Raw genomic sequence first — 14,683 nt, 5'->3', positions numbered from 1 at the left:
GACAACGGCATCCGGCGGACCGGGGCGCACTGGGCGCCAGCGGTGTGCCGGGTGGTAGGGATTACAGTACAGGAAAAGTTCACATATTGCACCGATGTTCTTATGACGAACAAATTACGACGACGGCGCATGGCCCCGCGGGCGGCGCACCTCATCGCTGCGGCAGCCTTGCGGCCAGTTCGGAAGCGGCTTCCTGGAGTGCGGGAACGAGCGCCACCAGGTCCTCCAGGCTGAGACGGAAGACCGGCACCGCCGTGGCCAGGGACGCAAAGGCGTAACCCTGGGCATTGAAGACGGGGACGGCCACGGCACGCATGCCCAGCTCGTTCTCCTCGTCCATGACGGCGTAGCCGCGCCGGCGGACCTGGTCTATCTCGGCGCGAAAGGCATCCCGGTCCGTAATGGAAAATTCCGTCAGCGGGTCAAGCGGCAGCTCCTCCACCAGCCGCTTCCGCTCGGAGTCCTCGGCAAAAGCCACCAGGGCCTTGCCCACCGACGTGGTGTGAAGAGCGCCAAGATGCCCCGGATCACTCGTCACGCGGAACGTCTGCGGTCCATCCACTTTGTTGACCGTCAGGTGATGGTTTCCGTCGCGGACGGAGAGGATGGTGGCCTCCCCGGTTTTCTCCGTGACCCGGCGGAGGATGGGCAGCGCCGTGCCGGCAAATCCGTGATGGTTGGAGACGCGCTGGCCCAACTGGAAGACGCGCAGGCCCAGGTGGTAGCGGCGGCCGTCCGGCTCATAATCCACAAACCCGTCCCGCGTGAGCGAGCCCAGCAGGCGGTAGGTGGTACTGAAGGGGAGCTCCGCGCGGCGGGACAGCTCCGCCGCACTGGCTCCCCGCGGCTCATCGCCCAGCAGGACGAGAAGGCCCAGGGCCTTGCCCACCATGTCCGTGCGGGAGTCATCCTTGGCGGCCCTGGACGAGTTCGCCTCTTTGGCCATGGCCGGGGCTGCAGCCACTACGCCCTCAGGCTCTGTGTTTTGGTTCACACTCATAGCTCGATGTTGCCACATTGTGAGAGCTATTTCTAGATGGTGATTATTTTTCTTGACAAGTGACAGCCCTCACAGCCATCATTGCTGTATCGCACAAGTAGCTCTCACCATGTGGCTACTCGTCCGGGTCTTCACAAGGACCACCGGCCGCCGCCACGAATGCCTCCGTCAGAGACGGAGGGCTGGAGACAGGCGGCAGCTGCGAAAATCCTGATCCATCCGCGACAATGTCGTCACACAAAGGAACACCATGAGCCAGACACTCCCGTCCACGACGCCGGGCACCGTTGCACCGGCCGGGACCCCGAAGAAGGCAGCCCTCGCCAGCTTCCTGGGAAGCGCCGTCGAGTACTACGACTTCTTCATCTTCGGTTCCGCCGCAGCGCTGATCTTCCCGCACGTGTTTTTTCCCAGTGCTGATGCCAATGCCGCCATCATGTCCTTCGCCACCTTCGGCTTCGCCTATGTGGCACGCCCGGTCGGCGCCGTCGTCCTGGGCCACTTCGGTGACCGTGTGGGCCGGCAGAAGGTCCTTATGTTCACCCTCGTGCTGATGGGAGCCTCCACCTTCCTCATCGGCTGCCTCCCCGCCTTCAACACGGTGGGCTGGTGGGCTCCCGCCCTGCTGGTGCTCGCCCGCCTGTGCCAGGGCCTCTCCGCCGCCGGCGAGCAGGCCGGCGCCTCCTCCATGACCCTGGAACACGCCCCGGACAACCGCCGCTCCTTCTTCACGTCCTGGACCCTCACCGGCACCCAGGGCGGCCAGATCCTCGCCGCGCTGGTCTTCATCCCCGTGCTCGCCCTGCCGGACGAGATCAAGTACGGCATCGGCTGGCGCATCCCGTTCTGGCTCAGCGCCGTGGTGGTCATCGTGGCCTTCTTCATCCGCCGCACCCTGCACGAACCGCCGGCTTTCGCCGAAGCACAGAAGTCCGCCGCCATCTCCAAGCTGCCGGTTGCCGACCTCCTGAAGCACCACTGGCGCGACGTCCTCCGGGTTGTGGCCTGCGCCTTCATCGCCGCCGTGTCCACCGTTTTCGGCACCTTGGCCATCAGCTACGCCAAGACCGTTGCCGGCGTGGACGGCACCACCACCCTGTGGCTTGTGGTCGGCGCCAACTTCGTGGCCCTCGGCACCCAGCCGCTGTTCGGCATGCTGGCGGACAAGATCGGCCGCAAGCCGGTGTTCATTTACGGCGCCGTGGCCAGCGCGATCCTGACTCCGGTCTTCCTGCTGAGCCTCGAGTCAGGCAGCGTCCCGCTGATGTTCCTGGCCGCCATCGGTTTCTTCGCCTTCGGCTACGCAGCCTCCAACGCCGTCTGGCCGTCCTTCTACGCCGAGATGTTCAGCACCAAGGTCCGGTTCTCCGGCCTGGCCATCGGCACCCAGCTCGGCTTCCTGATGGCCGGCTTCGCCCCGGCGATCGTGGCGGCAATGGGCGGCATCAAGCCCGGCGGCTGGGTCCAGATCAGCATCTTCACGGCCGTCATCTGCGGCATCGCAGCAATCTCGGCCCTCACGGCCAAGGAATCCTTCAAGACTCCCACCCGGGAGCTCGGCCTGAAGTAGCAGCGGCAGCGCGGAAGCCGCCGTCGTGACTCTCTATTGATAGTCACAATGGTTCCGACACGGCGATTCCCTGATCTTCCGACCGGATGCACACATAAGAAGGTCACGACTGCGGCCCGTCCCCTTTGGGGGGCGGGCCGCCGCAGTTTGTCCGGGTGTTTGCGGCCGGATCAGGTGGCGAGCACGTCGTCGAGGTTGTACTTCACGGGCTCTTCCAGTTGCTCGTAGGTGCAGGATTCCGGCTCGCGGTCCGGCCGCCAGCGGACGAACTGGGCGGTGTGGCGGAACCGTTCACCTTCCATGTGGTCGTACTTCACTTCCAGCACCCGCTCGGGCCGGAGCGGGATGAACGACAGGTCCTTGCCCGCGCTCCACCGGCTGCCTTCGGCGTTCCGCGGCGTCCGGCTGCCTTCCTCCTGCTTGGCCCAGGCCCAGGGGTGGCCGTCGAAATCCGTCACCAGGGGCTGGAGTTCCTCGAACAGGTCCTTGCGGCGCTGCATCGGGAAAGCGCCCACCACGCCCACGCTCGCCAGGACGCCGTCGCCGTTGTACAACCCCAGCAGCAAGGACCCGATCCGGTCCGGGCCGCTGGTGTGCACGCGGTACCCCGCCAGAACGCAGTCCGCGGTGCGTTCGTGCTTGACCTTCAGCATGACACGCTTGTCAGGCTGGTAGCTGCCGTCGAGGGCCTTGGCCACAATCCCGTCCAGGCCGGCTCCCTCGAACTGGTGGAACCACTGCTGCGCCGTGCCGTTGTCCCGCGTGGTGGCGGTCAGGTGGACCGGCGCGGAACTGTCCGCAAGGGCCTTCTCCAGCATGCTCCGCCGCTCGGAGAACGGCCGCCCGGTGAGGTCCTCGTCGTCAAGCGCCAGCAGGTCGAACGCCACAAACTTTGCCGGCGTCTGCGCCGCCAGGAGCTTCACCCGGCTGGCGGCGGGGTGGATCCGCTGCTGGAGCGCTTCGAAGTCGAGCCGGTCACCGGAGGCACCCACCAGGACGATCTCGCCGTCGAGCACGCAGCGCGGCGGCAGGTTCGCCTTCAGCGCCTCCACCAGTTCGGGGAAGTAGCGGGTCATGGGTTTGCCGTTGCGGCTGCCGATTTCCACCTCGTCGCCGTCCCGGAAAATGATGGACCGGAAGCCGTCCCACTTCGGTTCGAAGCTCCATTTCGGGCCGGAATCCGGGACTTCGGGCAGGGAGCTGACGGCTTTGGCCAGCATGGGCGCGATCGGGGGCATCACCGGCAATTGCATAACGCCCATTCTTACCCGCCGGTACGCGCCGCACCACCCCTTCGGCGGTGTCCGTCGTGCGGCCAGGCTGCTACAGGGCCTTGACCGCCCCAAGTACCTTGGTCAGCGAATCCTTGGCGTCGCCGAACAGCAGGGTGGTCTGCGGTTCGTAGAGCAATTCGTTCTCGATCCCGGCGAAGCCCGGCCGCATGGAACGTTTGAGGAACACCACCTGCCGGGCGTCGGCCACTTCCAGGATTGGCATCCCGTAGATGGGCGAGCCGGAGGACGTCTTCGCCGCCGGGTTGACCACGTCGTTGGCGCCCACCACCAGGGCGACGTCGGCGGTCTTGAACTCCGAGTTGATCTCGGTCATTTCCTTCAGTTCCTCATACGGCACGTTGGCCTCCGCGAGGAGCACGTTCATGTGCCCCGGCATGCGGCCGGCCACGGGGTGGATGGCAAAGTCCACCTGGATTCCGCGGAGCTGCAGGGCCTTGGCCAGTTCCGCCGCGGTGTGCTGGCCCTGGGCTACGGCCAGGCCGTAGCCGGGAACGATGATCACGCGCTGCGCGTAGCCCAGCAGCACGGCGACGTCCTCCGCGCTGGACGAGCGCACCGGCCGCTCACTGACGGCGGTGGATCCCGCCGTCGAGCCTCCCCGGAACGCCCCGAAGAGGATGCCCGCCACGCTGCGGCCCATGGCGGCAGCCATGGCCCGGGTCAGGATGGTACCGGAGGCGCCCACCAGGGTGCCTGCCACGAGCAGCAGCACATTGCCCAGCACCAGGCCGGAGGCCGCGACAGCCAGGCCGGTGAAGGCGTTCAGCAGCGAAATGACGATCGGCACGTCCGCGCCGCCCACGGGCAGCACCAGGAAGATTCCCGCGGCGAGTCCCAGCACCAGCAGCGCCAGCGCCAGGGGCAGCGAACCGGTCAGGACGACGGCGGCCCCGGCACCCGCCGCGGCCAGCAGCACCGCCGCCATGATCACAGGCAGGCCCGGGAAGACCACCGGCCTGGTGGTCATGAGCTCCTGCAGCTTGGCGAAGGTAACGGCGGAGCCGGCGAAGGAGACCGCGCCCACCAGCAACGTGAAGGAGATGGCCAGCCGGACCCAGGCGTCCTCCGTGTGTGCCAGTTCAAGGAGCGCCACAAGGGCAGCGGCGCCGCCGCCCACTCCGTTGAAGGCGGCCACGAGCTGGGGCATCTGGGTCATCTTCACGCGCCGGGCCACGGGGGCGGCCACCGCGGAGCCTACGGCGATTGCGCCGAGGATCCAGGGAATGTTGTCCAGCCGCGCCGAGAGGAACACAGTGGCCACGCCCAGCACGGCTCCCGCGGCACCCACGAGGTTGCCGCGGCGCGCGGTGCGCGGTGAGTTCAGGCCCATGAGGGCGAGGATGAACAACACTGCCGCCAACAGGTAGAGGAGTCCCGTCCAGGCCGGGTCCAGGATGCTCATCGCGGACCCTTCCCGTCCCTGCGGCCGCGGAACATCTCCAGCATCCGGTCCGTCACCACGAAGCCGCCCACCAGGTTGGCGGTGGCCAGGACGACGGCCAGCAGCGCCACGGCCAGTACCCACGGGTCGGCCGCCTGACCGGCCACAATGATGGCGCCCACCAGGATGATGCCGTGGATCGCGTTGGCGCCGGACATCAGCGGTGTGTGCAGCGTGCTGGATACTTTCGAGACCACCTCAAAGCCCACGAAGACCGCCAGTACGGTGATCGTGAGCAGGCTGATGCCGTCCATCAGGCCACCCCCTCGTTGTCGGGCTGTTGGTGCGCGGCAGCGAGGGCTTCCGCCGTGGGCGCGTGCCGGACCTCGCCGTCGTGCGTCAGGCAGGTGCCGGCCACGACTTCGTCGCCGAAGTCCAGGGTGAGCGCGCCGTCGCGGACCACCAGGGCAAGGAGGTTGGCCACGTTCTTGGCATAGAGCCGGGAGGCATCGGCCGGCATGGCCGACGCGGCGTCCTTGAGGCCCACCAGGGTCACGGTGCCCTGGCCGTCGGCGGTATCCACCTGGATCTCCTGGCCGGGGACCGAGCCTTCCACGTTGCCGCCGGATTCGGCGGCGAGGTCCACCACCACGGAGCCGGGCCGCATACCCTGGACCATCTCCCGGCTCACCAGGAGCGGTGCCCGCCGGCCGGGGACGGCCGCCGTCGTAATCAGGACGTCCGCCTGGGCCACATGCGGTGCCAGAAGCTGGCGCTGCAGGGCACCGCGGTCCGCGCTGAGCTCGCGGGCGTAGCCGCCGGACGCTTCGGCTGTTTCCAGATCAAGTTTGATGAAGGTGCCGCCCATCGAGGCGACCTCGTCCGCCGACGCGGGCCGGATGTCGTTCGCCGAAACCCGGGCGCCCAGCCGCTTTGCCGTACCGATGGCCTGCAGGCCCGCAACACCCACGCCGAGTACCAGCACGCGCGCCGGCGGGATGGTTCCGGCGGCTGTCATAAAGAGCGGGAAGAAGCGCGGCAGGCGGATGGCCGCCTCGAGTACGCAGCGGTAGCCGGCCACCAGGGCCTGGGAGGACAGGGCATCCATCGACTGGGCGCGGGAAATCCGCGGCACCAGTTCCAGCGCGAAGGATGTCACCCCGGCGTCCGCCAGGGCCCGCACCGTGGGTAATTCGGACGACGGCGACGCCAGGCCGGCTGTGACGGCACCGCGGCGCAATGCCGCCGCCGTCGTTGCTTCCAGCGGCCGCACGTGGGCGAGGATGTCGAGGGATCCGGGATCCAGTTCGGGGACGATCCGCGCTCCGGCCCGGGCATACTCCGCGTCGCTGTGGCCGGCCGCGGTTCCCGCGCGGGATTCGACCAGGACCTCGAGTCCGAGGCCAATCAATTGCTGGACCGTCTCCGGGGTCGCGGCCACCCGTCGCTCGCCCTCGCGGCGCTCCCGCGTAATGCCCAGTTTCACCCGCCACTCCCTTTCCAGCGTCGTCGCTGTCCGGTGTCCCGCTGTCCCGGGTCGGTATGGCTAGAGTCTATGCAGAAAGAGCCCGCTCCGCCGGTGCTTTCCTCGACACACCTCCGCCGCGCGGGTAGACATGAACGATGGCAACTATCGGTTTTCACGCGTCGCATGAACAGATCAGCCCGGGCCGGCTACTCCAGGACGTCCAGCTTGCCGAGCGGGCGGGCTTCGGTGCCGCAATGTGCTCGGACCACATCGAGCCCTGGTCCGCCCGGCAAGGCCATTCGGGCTTCGCCTGGTCCTGGCTGGGCGCCGCACTGGCCACAACCTCGCTCCGGTTTGGCGTGGTCACAGCACCGGGCCAGCGCTACCACCCGGCCATCATCGCGCACGCCTCGGCCACCCTGGCGGACATGTTCCCCGGGCGGTTCTGGATGGCACCGGGAAGCGGTGAGAACATGAACGAGCACATTACGGGCGATGCGTGGCCGGCCAAGGAAACACGCCAGCAGCGCTTGGAGGAGTGCGTTGACATCATCCGCCGCCTGCACAACGGCGAGGAGGTGACGCACCACGGCCTGGTCACGGTGGAGCAGGCCCGCATCTGGGACGTCCCCGCGACCAAGCCGCCGCTGATCGCGCCGGCGATCAGCGTGCAGACCGCCCGGCGCGCCGCCACCTGGGCTGACGGCCTGGTCACGGTGAACCAGCCGCACGCGAAGCTGAAAGAGATGCTCGACGTCTACCGGGACAACGGCGGCCGGGGGAAGGCCGTGCTGCAGATCCACCTGTCCTGGGCGCCGCGGCAGGAGGATGCGGTTTCGATTGCCCTGGACCAGTGGCGGTCCAACGTTTTCGCCCCGCCCATACCCTGGGACCTGCCCACCGCGGCCCACTTTGACGGCGTCAGCACCGACGTCGGCGAGGACCAGGTCCGGAAGGCGGTCAACATTTCCGCCAGCCTGGACCAGCACGCCACATGGCTGCAGGAGTATGCGGACCTGGGCTTCGATGAGCTCTACCTGCACTTCGTCGGCCAGGAGCAGAAACCCTTCATCGAGGCGTTCGGCGAACACGTCCTGCCCCGGCTGCAGGCCGGCAGTGCGATCCGGGAGGTGACGGCATGAGGATTGCGGAGACGTCCGATCTGTGGTGGAAGAACGCCGTGATCTACTGCCTGGACCCGGAAACCTTTTTCGACGACGACGGCGACGGCACCGGGGATTTCGGCGGCCTGATCCAGCGCGTGGACTACCTGGCGGCCCTGGGGGTCACGTGCATCTGGCTCATGCCGTTCTACCCCTCGCCGGACCGGGACGACGGTTACGACATCACCGACATGTACGGAGTGGACCCGCGCCTCGGCACCATGGGCGATGTGGTGGAGTTTGTCCGGACGGCCAAGGACCGGGGAATGCGGGTGATCGCGGACTTTGTCATCAACCACACGTCGGACAAACACCCCTGGTTCAGGGAATCCCGGAAGTCCGTGGACAACCCCTACCGCGACTACTACGTGTGGCGGAAGGACACTCCCCCGGACACATCGGAGCAGGTGGTGTTTCCCGGCGAGGAAACGTCCATCTGGACCCAGGACAAGGCCACCGGCGAGTGGTATCTGCACATGTTCGCCAAGCATCAGCCGGACCTGAACGTCGCCAACCCGAAGGTCCGGGACGAGATCGCCAAGTCGATGGGTTTCTGGCTGCAGCTGGGGCTGGACGGTTTCCGGCTGGATGCCGTGCCGTTCTTCCTGGAGCTGCAGGGCGTGTCCAAGGAGGACGCGGCGAAGATCGATCCGCACGACTACCTGGCGGCGCTTCGCAGCTTCGTCAACAGGCGGAACGGGAGTGCCGTTCTCCTCGGCGAAGTAAACCTTCCCTATAAGGACCAGCTGAAATACTTCGGCGGCCCGGACGGCAATGAGCTGAACATGCAGTTCGACTTCCTGAGCATGCAAAACCTGTACCTGTCCCTGGCCAGGGAGGACGCCCGCCCGCTGGCCAAGAGCCTCGCCGGCAGGCCGGCGATCCATCCTGACAACCAGTGGGCCATGTTCGTCCGCAACCACGATGAGCTGACGCTGGACAAGCTCACGGACGAGGAAAGGGCCGAGGTCTTCGCGGCCTTCGGGCCGGACCCGGACATGCAGATGTACGGCCGGGGGCTGCGGCGCCGCCTGCCGACGATGCTCGACGGCGATCCCGCCCGGATCCGCATGGTCTATTCCCTGATGTTTTCCCTCCCGGGAACACCGGTCCTGTTCTACGGCGAGGAGATCGGGATGGGTGAGGATCTGCGTGCCAAGGGCCGCTCCGCTGTGCGCTCCCCCATGCAATGGAATGACACGGCTAACGGCGGATTCTCCACGGCGCCGGCGGACAAGCTGGTGGCCCAGGTGGTTGACGGCTACTTCGGGCCGAAGAACATCAACGCTGCCCACGCCAAGCGGGACCCCGACTCGTTGTGGAATTTCATCGCGGCGCTCATCCGAAGCTACCGCGAAAGCCCGGAGCTGGCCTGGGGCGACTTCGAACTCATTAAGCAGCCCCATCCCGGCGTGCTCCTGCACAGCTGCACCCGCGCCGGTTCCACACTGGTCCTGGCACACAACATGGCCGCACAGCCCGCGTCCGTCACAGCAAAAGTCTCGTCCCCGGAAGATCCTGCGGAGAACTTCGCGGGGGCCACCCTGCTGGACCTGCTCGACGGCGACAACGTTCCGCTGGCGGACGACGGCGGCTTCGAGCTGGAGCTGGAGCGCTACGGCTACCGCTGGTTCAGGATCCAGCACCCCGCCGACCGGCGGATATAGCACCGGCGGATAGGTGCCGGCGGATATAGCACCGGCGGATCTAGCGCCGCCGGATAGGTGCCGGTGGGTGCTTTCCGGGCGGAAACAGGGTGGGCGCGGAAAACTAACGCGCCCATTACCGGCATGAAACGCGGCGGCAACAATGGCGCAGGACACTGGATGTGCCGGCAATTGCAGGCAACAGCACAAGCTCCAGCTCAGGAGGCCCCGCCATGTTGAAGGAAGCCAAAACCCATGTAACCCGTGTTCGTGCCCTGGACCAGTTGCATCGCGGCGACGAGATTGAAGCCCGCCTGTCCGTGGGCCCCAGCTATGACGACGTGGTGATCCGCCGGGGCCGCGTGCAGGAAACTGCGCCGGGCATCGGCGTCGTGTGGATCATGGACCGTCAGACCGGGATGCGCAAAGCAATCAATACGGATGAATGCAGCGTTTGGCGAGTAGCCTGAGCCCTTCAGCCGCCCGCCACGGACTGGATGATCACCACTTCCTGGCCGGCAGCCACTTCAGTTTCCAATCCCCGCAAGCGCCGGACCTCGTCCCCGTTCACGTAAATATTCACGTAACGGCGCAGGGCACCGGTTTCATCTCTCAACCGCCTCGCAAGGACCGGATAATCACCGGCCAGCGAGTCCAGCAAGATCCCCACAGTCACCGCCCCGTCGGCGGGCGTAGTCAGGATGGACTGCCCGCCGGCGAGCGGCTGGAGGATGCTGGGAAGCACCACGCTGATGTCAGCCACAACGGACCCTTAAGCGGGTACCGGGGCGCCAGGCACCAGGGCCGCGGACACCACGGCCGCGCGGACACACAGGACGTCCGGCAGATGTGACGCCACTTCGGTGAAGTGCTCGCCCTCGTCCGGGCTGGCGTAGACCGAGCCACCGCGCGTTCCGAAGTACACCCCGGCCGGTTCCGCGGAATCCACCGAGGCAGCGTCACGGAGCACCGCGTTGTATTCGCCCTGCGGCAGCCCGGAATCAAGGCGCTTCCACGTCTTCCCGGCATCGTCCGTCCGGTGCACGGCCAGCTTGGCATCCGGCGGGATGCGTTCGCCGTCGGCTTTGAGCGGGACCACCCACGCGGTGCCTGCCCGCCGCGGATGCGTCAGCATCACAAACCCAAAATCTGCCGGAAGGCCTTCCGCGATCGACTCCCAGGTCTCGCCGTTGTCATCGGTGCGGTACACGCCGTGGTGGTTCTGCGCGTAAAGGCGGCCCTCGACGGCGGCATCCGCGGCGATCTTGTGCACGCACTGGCCGAACTCGGGGTTGGGATCCGGCATGAAGTAGGCCGAAATACCCCTGTTCCGGGGCTCCCAGGAGGTTCCGCCGTCGAGCGACCGGTACACGCCGCCCGTGCTCATCGCGACGTGCACGTTCTCCCCGGAGGGATTAACCACGATCGAGTGTGCGGCCGCGCCGCCGTACCCGGCACCCCATTCGCTGCGGTGCGGATGGTCCCAGAGCCCGCGGTTGAGTTCGAAGTGTTCGCCGCCGTCGGTCGATTTCCACACGGAAATGGGCTCGGCGCCGGCCCAGACCACGCCGGGGCGGTCTTCGGCGTCGGGGTAGATCTGCCAGATGCGTTCCACCGCGGCGTCAGTGCCCTCCGGGAACTTGATGGCACCCTGCTCCGGCTCGGTCCAGGTGGCACCGAGGTCATCCGAATGCGCAACGGTGGGTCCCCAGTGCTCGGAGCGGACGCCCACCATGATCCGGGTACGCCCGTTGCGGGTGTCGATGCCGATGCTGGGGACTTCGCTCATCAGAAAATGCGGGCCGGACATGGACCATGCCTGCCGGTCGTGGCTGGTCGCCAGCCACAGCCCTTTTTTGGTTCCGATCGCTAGGACATAACTCTCTTCGGTGGCCATGCACCCCATGCAACCACTCCCGCCCGGAGGCTGCAATGGTTTTGACGCGGGTTTATGCGTGCTGGCGGTCAGTCCACGAATTCAGACTGGGTCTCGATGAAGTCCCAATCCGCGTTCGTGAGGACTCCGGTTGCGGTGTCAGGGTGCGGGCCGCCGGCCTCGGCAATCCCCTGCAGCACAGGCAACGGCAATTCCTCCATCCGCAGGTTCTCGCGCAGCCACTCCTTGCTGGCCAAGTCCAGATCAAGCCACCACATGTAGATTTCCACCGTGGACCACCTCTCCCTATGCCTCAACGTTATTCCGCGGCAAAGGGGTGTACAAGGGCCCAACGGCCGTGGCGCCCGCCTCCCCGGACACGCAGCCGCGCACCCCTTGTGCCGGCAGTCCCGCTGCGCCAATCTTGTCTTGTAGGGCTGTCCGGCACCGGAACAACCGGCACCGAACGACCCGAACCGAACGTCCGCTGTGGGGATGCCGCACTGCGCTGAGAAGGTTGCCATGGACGGTGACATAGAACTCGAACTTGCATCAGGCTCCGAGCGGGGCGAGTACACAGTGCGCGTGGTTCAGGCGCCGGCCGGGGGAAACGCGTCGGGGGTGTTCAGGCTGGACGTGGACCGGATCCTGGCACGCCGCACCGAATTGGAGTCCACCGTCCTGGCTTCCGCCGTGGCTGCCCGGCGCACCACGCCGGTGGCAGAGCTGCCAGTGCGGGGAGTGGGGCAGGAACTCTTCCAGGCCCTGTTTACCCGTGAGGTCTATGGAACTTACCGGGCCAGCCTGGGCGCCGCCCAGCACAGCGGCCAGCAGCTGAGGGTGGTGTTGCGGCTCGCTGCTCCTGAACTGGCGGCGATGCCGTGGGAAATGTTGTTTGATCCGGAAACCGAAAGCTACCTATGCCAGACGGAGCCGCTGCTCCGCCATATTCCCGCACCGGACTATCACCTGAACCCGCTGGAAATCGTCCCTCCGCTGAGGATCCTTGGCCTCATAGCCTCCCCGCGCGACCTTCCGCCGCTGGACGTCGAAGCGGAACGCGACCATCTTGCGGCGGCCTTGGCGGGCCCGGTTTCCGAAGGCAGGATTGAACTCGTGTGGGCGCCGGGCGGTGCGTGGGACGAGATCCAGTCGATGCTGCTGGACGGACCCTGGCACGCAGTCCATTTCATCGGCCACGGTGACTACGACGCCAGGAACGATGAAGGCCGGGTTGCCCTGGTGGGGGCCGACGGCCGGGCCTCGATGGTGCGGGCCATCCGCCTGATGGCCCTGCTGAGTGTTGCCGTACCCCGCCCTCGCCTGGTGGTCCTGAATTCCTGCTCCTCCGGCGAAACCGGCCGGGAGGATCTCTTCTCCGGCACAGCTTCCACCCTGGTCCGCAGCGGAATCAGTGCGGTGGCAGCGATGCAGTTCGCCATCAGCGACGGCGCCGCGATCGCCTTTGCCCAGGGCTTCTATGCCGCGATCGCCAACGGACGCGGCGTGGACGAGGCCGCCCGCGTCGGGCGGATCTCGGTCATGGGAAGCCCTGACGGAACCCTGGAATGGGTGACGCCGGCGCTGTACGTCAGGGGCGGCGACACCGCCCCGTTCAACTTAAAGGCACCGCCCCGCCCCGCCGTGGGGGAAAAGGCAGCAGCGAAGGAGCCGGCCACGGGCACCTCCGCAAACAGCACGGCCGGATCAGCGGAGCCGTCCAGTGCCCGGATCCGGCAGGCGGAGCTCCGCGCGCTGTACGTGCAGGCCTGCGCGGAACTCAGGACCAAGCATTATCCGGTGGCCATCGAGTTGTTCGATGACCTGCTGACGCTTGACGGCAGTTACCGCGACGCGGCCCTGCTCCGCGCTTCCGCTGCGCAGCACCTGGAACATTCCGAGGCGTACCGCCACGCCAGGGAAGCCGAAGACGCCGGAGATTGGACGGCCGCTGCCGACGGTTACGCCGCAGTGCAGGAGGATCCCGACTTCCCCGACGCCGCCGCCCGGGCCCGGGAATGCGCCAAACGGCTGCGGACAGCCGACCTGCAGGGTGAGATGGAGTATCACGCAGGCAGCCGAAACTGGCAGGCCGTTGTGGACGTGGCGGCGGAACTGTATGCCCTGGATCCCGCCGCGTCAGATCCGGCCGGACTGGCGACGAAGGCGCGCAACGAACTGCGCCGCGAAAACGACGCTTTACGGGCCGCGGAGAAAACAGCCCAGCGGACCGCCCGCCAGGCTGCACCGGCCCCGGGCAGCGCAGCCGGCCCTGCACCGGCACCACAGTCGAGGCCCGCGCCGGCGGCCTTGGATTCCAGGTTCCTTGCGGCCGGCGGGATTGTCCTGGCCCTGGCCGGGGCACTCCTGGCAGTCTTCTTCGCCTACCTCAAATGGGTCGACATGGACTGGTGGTATTCCGGCGGGGAAGTCAGCGTGCGTTTCGTCTACGCAATACTGGCGCCAGCGGGTTACCTCCTGCTCCTGCTCGCCGGCCTGCCTGATCGGACCGAAAGGGGGCGCGTGACGCTGGCGGTAGCGGCCGGAGCCGGTGCGCTGCTTGGCGTGGTGGGCGTGGAATCGGACCTTCTATGGGCTGCAACGGCCGCCACGTTGTTCCAAGCACTTTTCGGCGCATGGGCAGGCATTCTGGCCATCCGCGCTGCCAACACACCGGCCCTGGCCGGCTGGCTTCTCCTGGTCTGCCTTGCCACGCTGCCGCTGATGTGGCTCCCGGGCGATGACCTGTCGGCCAGGGCGCTGGTGCTAATGGTGCAGAGCGCAACAGTCGCCGCCGGCGGTGTGATTTTCCTGGGACTGGCCCTCAGACAGAATTGGAAGGACGAGAGATGACGCGCCTGGTGGAATTTCCGACGAACGACGGCGGAACCGTGCTCCTGGAAGTTTCAGACAACACCGGCGGGCTGGTGACGCGCGGCGGCGGACAGAGCAGCGTTTTCGCCCGGGCACAGCAGACCTTTGAGCGCGCCCTCAGCAACATCCGGCCAGCGGTCCAAGGCGTCATTGATGAGCTCACAAGCCTTCCCGACAAACCGGACGAGGTCTCGGTCAAGTTCGGCCTGGACCTGCATGCCGAGGCCGGCGCTTTCATTGCCGCGGCCAGCACCAGCTCAAACTTCACGGTAACGCTCACCTGGCGCCGCCCTAAGCCGGCGCGGGAGGCTGCGGACGAGGACGAACCGGACTAAGACCGCCCGGACTGAGGCGGCCCGGACCGGGAACCGTCCGGTGACCCGGCGGCCGGGGATGCTGTTCAAGGGATG

At 67.0% G+C, this 14,683-nt stretch carries 14 protein-coding genes; 6 read left to right on the top strand and 8 right to left on the bottom strand.

Going from position 1 to position 14,683, the window contains the following annotated elements; genetic code table 11:
- Positions 1-151: 151 nt before the first annotated feature.
- Positions 152-946, bottom strand: coding sequence for an IclR family transcriptional regulator (locus tag AC6JAC_RS00540; protein ID WP_043438754.1), 795 nt, complete (start codon positions 944-946; stop codon positions 152-154).
- A gap of 304 nt (positions 947-1,250) precedes the next feature.
- Here AC6JAC_RS00540 and AC6JAC_RS00535 point away from each other — a divergent pair, with 304 nt between their 5' ends.
- On the top strand, positions 1,251-2,570 hold the full coding sequence (locus AC6JAC_RS00535; protein WP_028271412.1) for an MFS transporter: 1,320 nt from the start codon (positions 1,251-1,253) through the stop codon (positions 2,568-2,570).
- 170 nt (positions 2,571-2,740) lie between these two features.
- Here AC6JAC_RS00535 and AC6JAC_RS00530 read toward each other — a convergent pair whose 3' ends face one another.
- The 4 genes from AC6JAC_RS00530 to AC6JAC_RS00515 form a co-directional block, all read right to left on the bottom strand.
- The gene (locus AC6JAC_RS00530; protein WP_028271411.1) at positions 2,741-3,823 is read right to left on the bottom strand and encodes an ATP-dependent DNA ligase; all 1,083 of its coding nucleotides are present in this window, start codon (positions 3,821-3,823) and stop codon (positions 2,741-2,743) included.
- 70 nt (positions 3,824-3,893) lie between these two features.
- Complete coding sequence (locus AC6JAC_RS00525; protein WP_028271410.1) at positions 3,894-5,267, bottom strand: NAD(P)(+) transhydrogenase (Re/Si-specific) subunit beta; 1,374 nt, start codon at positions 5,265-5,267, stop codon at positions 3,894-3,896.
- A complete protein-coding gene (locus tag AC6JAC_RS00520) occupies positions 5,264-5,560 on the bottom strand; it encodes an NAD(P) transhydrogenase subunit alpha part 2 (protein WP_028271409.1) in 297 nt (98 codons plus the stop codon). The genes AC6JAC_RS00525 and AC6JAC_RS00520 overlap by 4 nt, the downstream gene beginning before the upstream one ends.
- Positions 5,560-6,732 carry a Re/Si-specific NAD(P)(+) transhydrogenase subunit alpha gene (locus AC6JAC_RS00515; protein ID WP_051628916.1) on the bottom strand — a complete coding sequence of 391 codons (1,173 nt, stop codon included), beginning with the start codon at positions 6,730-6,732 and terminating at the stop codon, positions 5,560-5,562. Before AC6JAC_RS00515 ends, AC6JAC_RS00520 begins: the two co-directional genes overlap by 1 nt.
- Before the next feature lie 137 nt (positions 6,733-6,869).
- Here AC6JAC_RS00515 and AC6JAC_RS00510 point away from each other — a divergent pair, with 137 nt between their 5' ends.
- The 3 genes from AC6JAC_RS00510 (at position 6,870) to AC6JAC_RS00500 (ending at position 9,993) form a co-directional block, all read left to right on the top strand.
- The gene (locus AC6JAC_RS00510; RefSeq protein WP_028271408.1) at positions 6,870-7,856 is read left to right on the top strand and encodes a TIGR03885 family FMN-dependent LLM class oxidoreductase; all 987 of its coding nucleotides are present in this window, start codon (positions 6,870-6,872) and stop codon (positions 7,854-7,856) included.
- Positions 7,853-9,544 (top strand): alpha-amylase family protein, encoded by a 1,692-nt coding sequence (locus AC6JAC_RS00505; RefSeq protein ID WP_028271407.1) that lies wholly within the window; start codon positions 7,853-7,855, stop codon positions 9,542-9,544. The genes AC6JAC_RS00510 and AC6JAC_RS00505 overlap by 4 nt, the downstream gene beginning before the upstream one ends.
- 212 nt (positions 9,545-9,756) lie before the next feature.
- Positions 9,757-9,993: a hypothetical protein gene (locus AC6JAC_RS00500; protein WP_028271406.1), complete on the top strand. Its 237-nt coding sequence runs from the start codon at positions 9,757-9,759 to the stop codon at positions 9,991-9,993.
- Between the two features lie 5 nt (positions 9,994-9,998).
- Here AC6JAC_RS00500 and AC6JAC_RS00495 read toward each other — a convergent pair whose 3' ends face one another.
- The 3 genes from AC6JAC_RS00495 to AC6JAC_RS00485 are packed head-to-tail and all read right to left on the bottom strand — an operon-like array spanning position 9,999 to position 11,689.
- The gene (locus AC6JAC_RS00495; RefSeq protein WP_028271405.1) at positions 9,999-10,286 is read right to left on the bottom strand and encodes a MoaD/ThiS family protein; all 288 of its coding nucleotides are present in this window, start codon (positions 10,284-10,286) and stop codon (positions 9,999-10,001) included.
- Positions 10,287-10,295: 9 nt separating this feature from the next.
- A complete protein-coding gene (locus tag AC6JAC_RS00490; RefSeq protein WP_028271404.1) occupies positions 10,296-11,429 on the bottom strand; it encodes a WD40/YVTN/BNR-like repeat-containing protein in 1,134 nt (377 codons plus the stop codon).
- A 59-nt stretch (positions 11,430-11,488) separates the two neighbouring features.
- Positions 11,489-11,689 carry a hypothetical protein gene (locus AC6JAC_RS00485; RefSeq protein WP_028271403.1) on the bottom strand — a complete coding sequence of 67 codons (201 nt, stop codon included), beginning with the start codon at positions 11,687-11,689 and terminating at the stop codon, positions 11,489-11,491.
- A 232-nt stretch (positions 11,690-11,921) separates the two neighbouring features.
- Between AC6JAC_RS00485 and AC6JAC_RS00480 the strand changes: the two genes are divergently transcribed.
- Together AC6JAC_RS00480 and AC6JAC_RS00475 are read left to right on the top strand one after the other, a co-directional pair.
- On the top strand, positions 11,922-14,252 hold the full coding sequence (locus tag AC6JAC_RS00480; protein WP_497963033.1) for a CHAT domain-containing protein: 2,331 nt from the start codon (positions 11,922-11,924) through the stop codon (positions 14,250-14,252).
- The gene (locus AC6JAC_RS00475; protein ID WP_051628915.1) at positions 14,249-14,608 is read left to right on the top strand and encodes a CU044_2847 family protein; all 360 of its coding nucleotides are present in this window, start codon (positions 14,249-14,251) and stop codon (positions 14,606-14,608) included. Before AC6JAC_RS00480 ends, AC6JAC_RS00475 begins: the two co-directional genes overlap by 4 nt.
- Positions 14,609-14,683: the final 75 nt, after the last annotated feature.

Source organism: Arthrobacter sp. KUASC02, from assembly GCF_059739395.1.
Note: the sequence above shows the minus strand (reverse complement) of the source record. Positions and strands in the feature narration are given on the sequence as shown.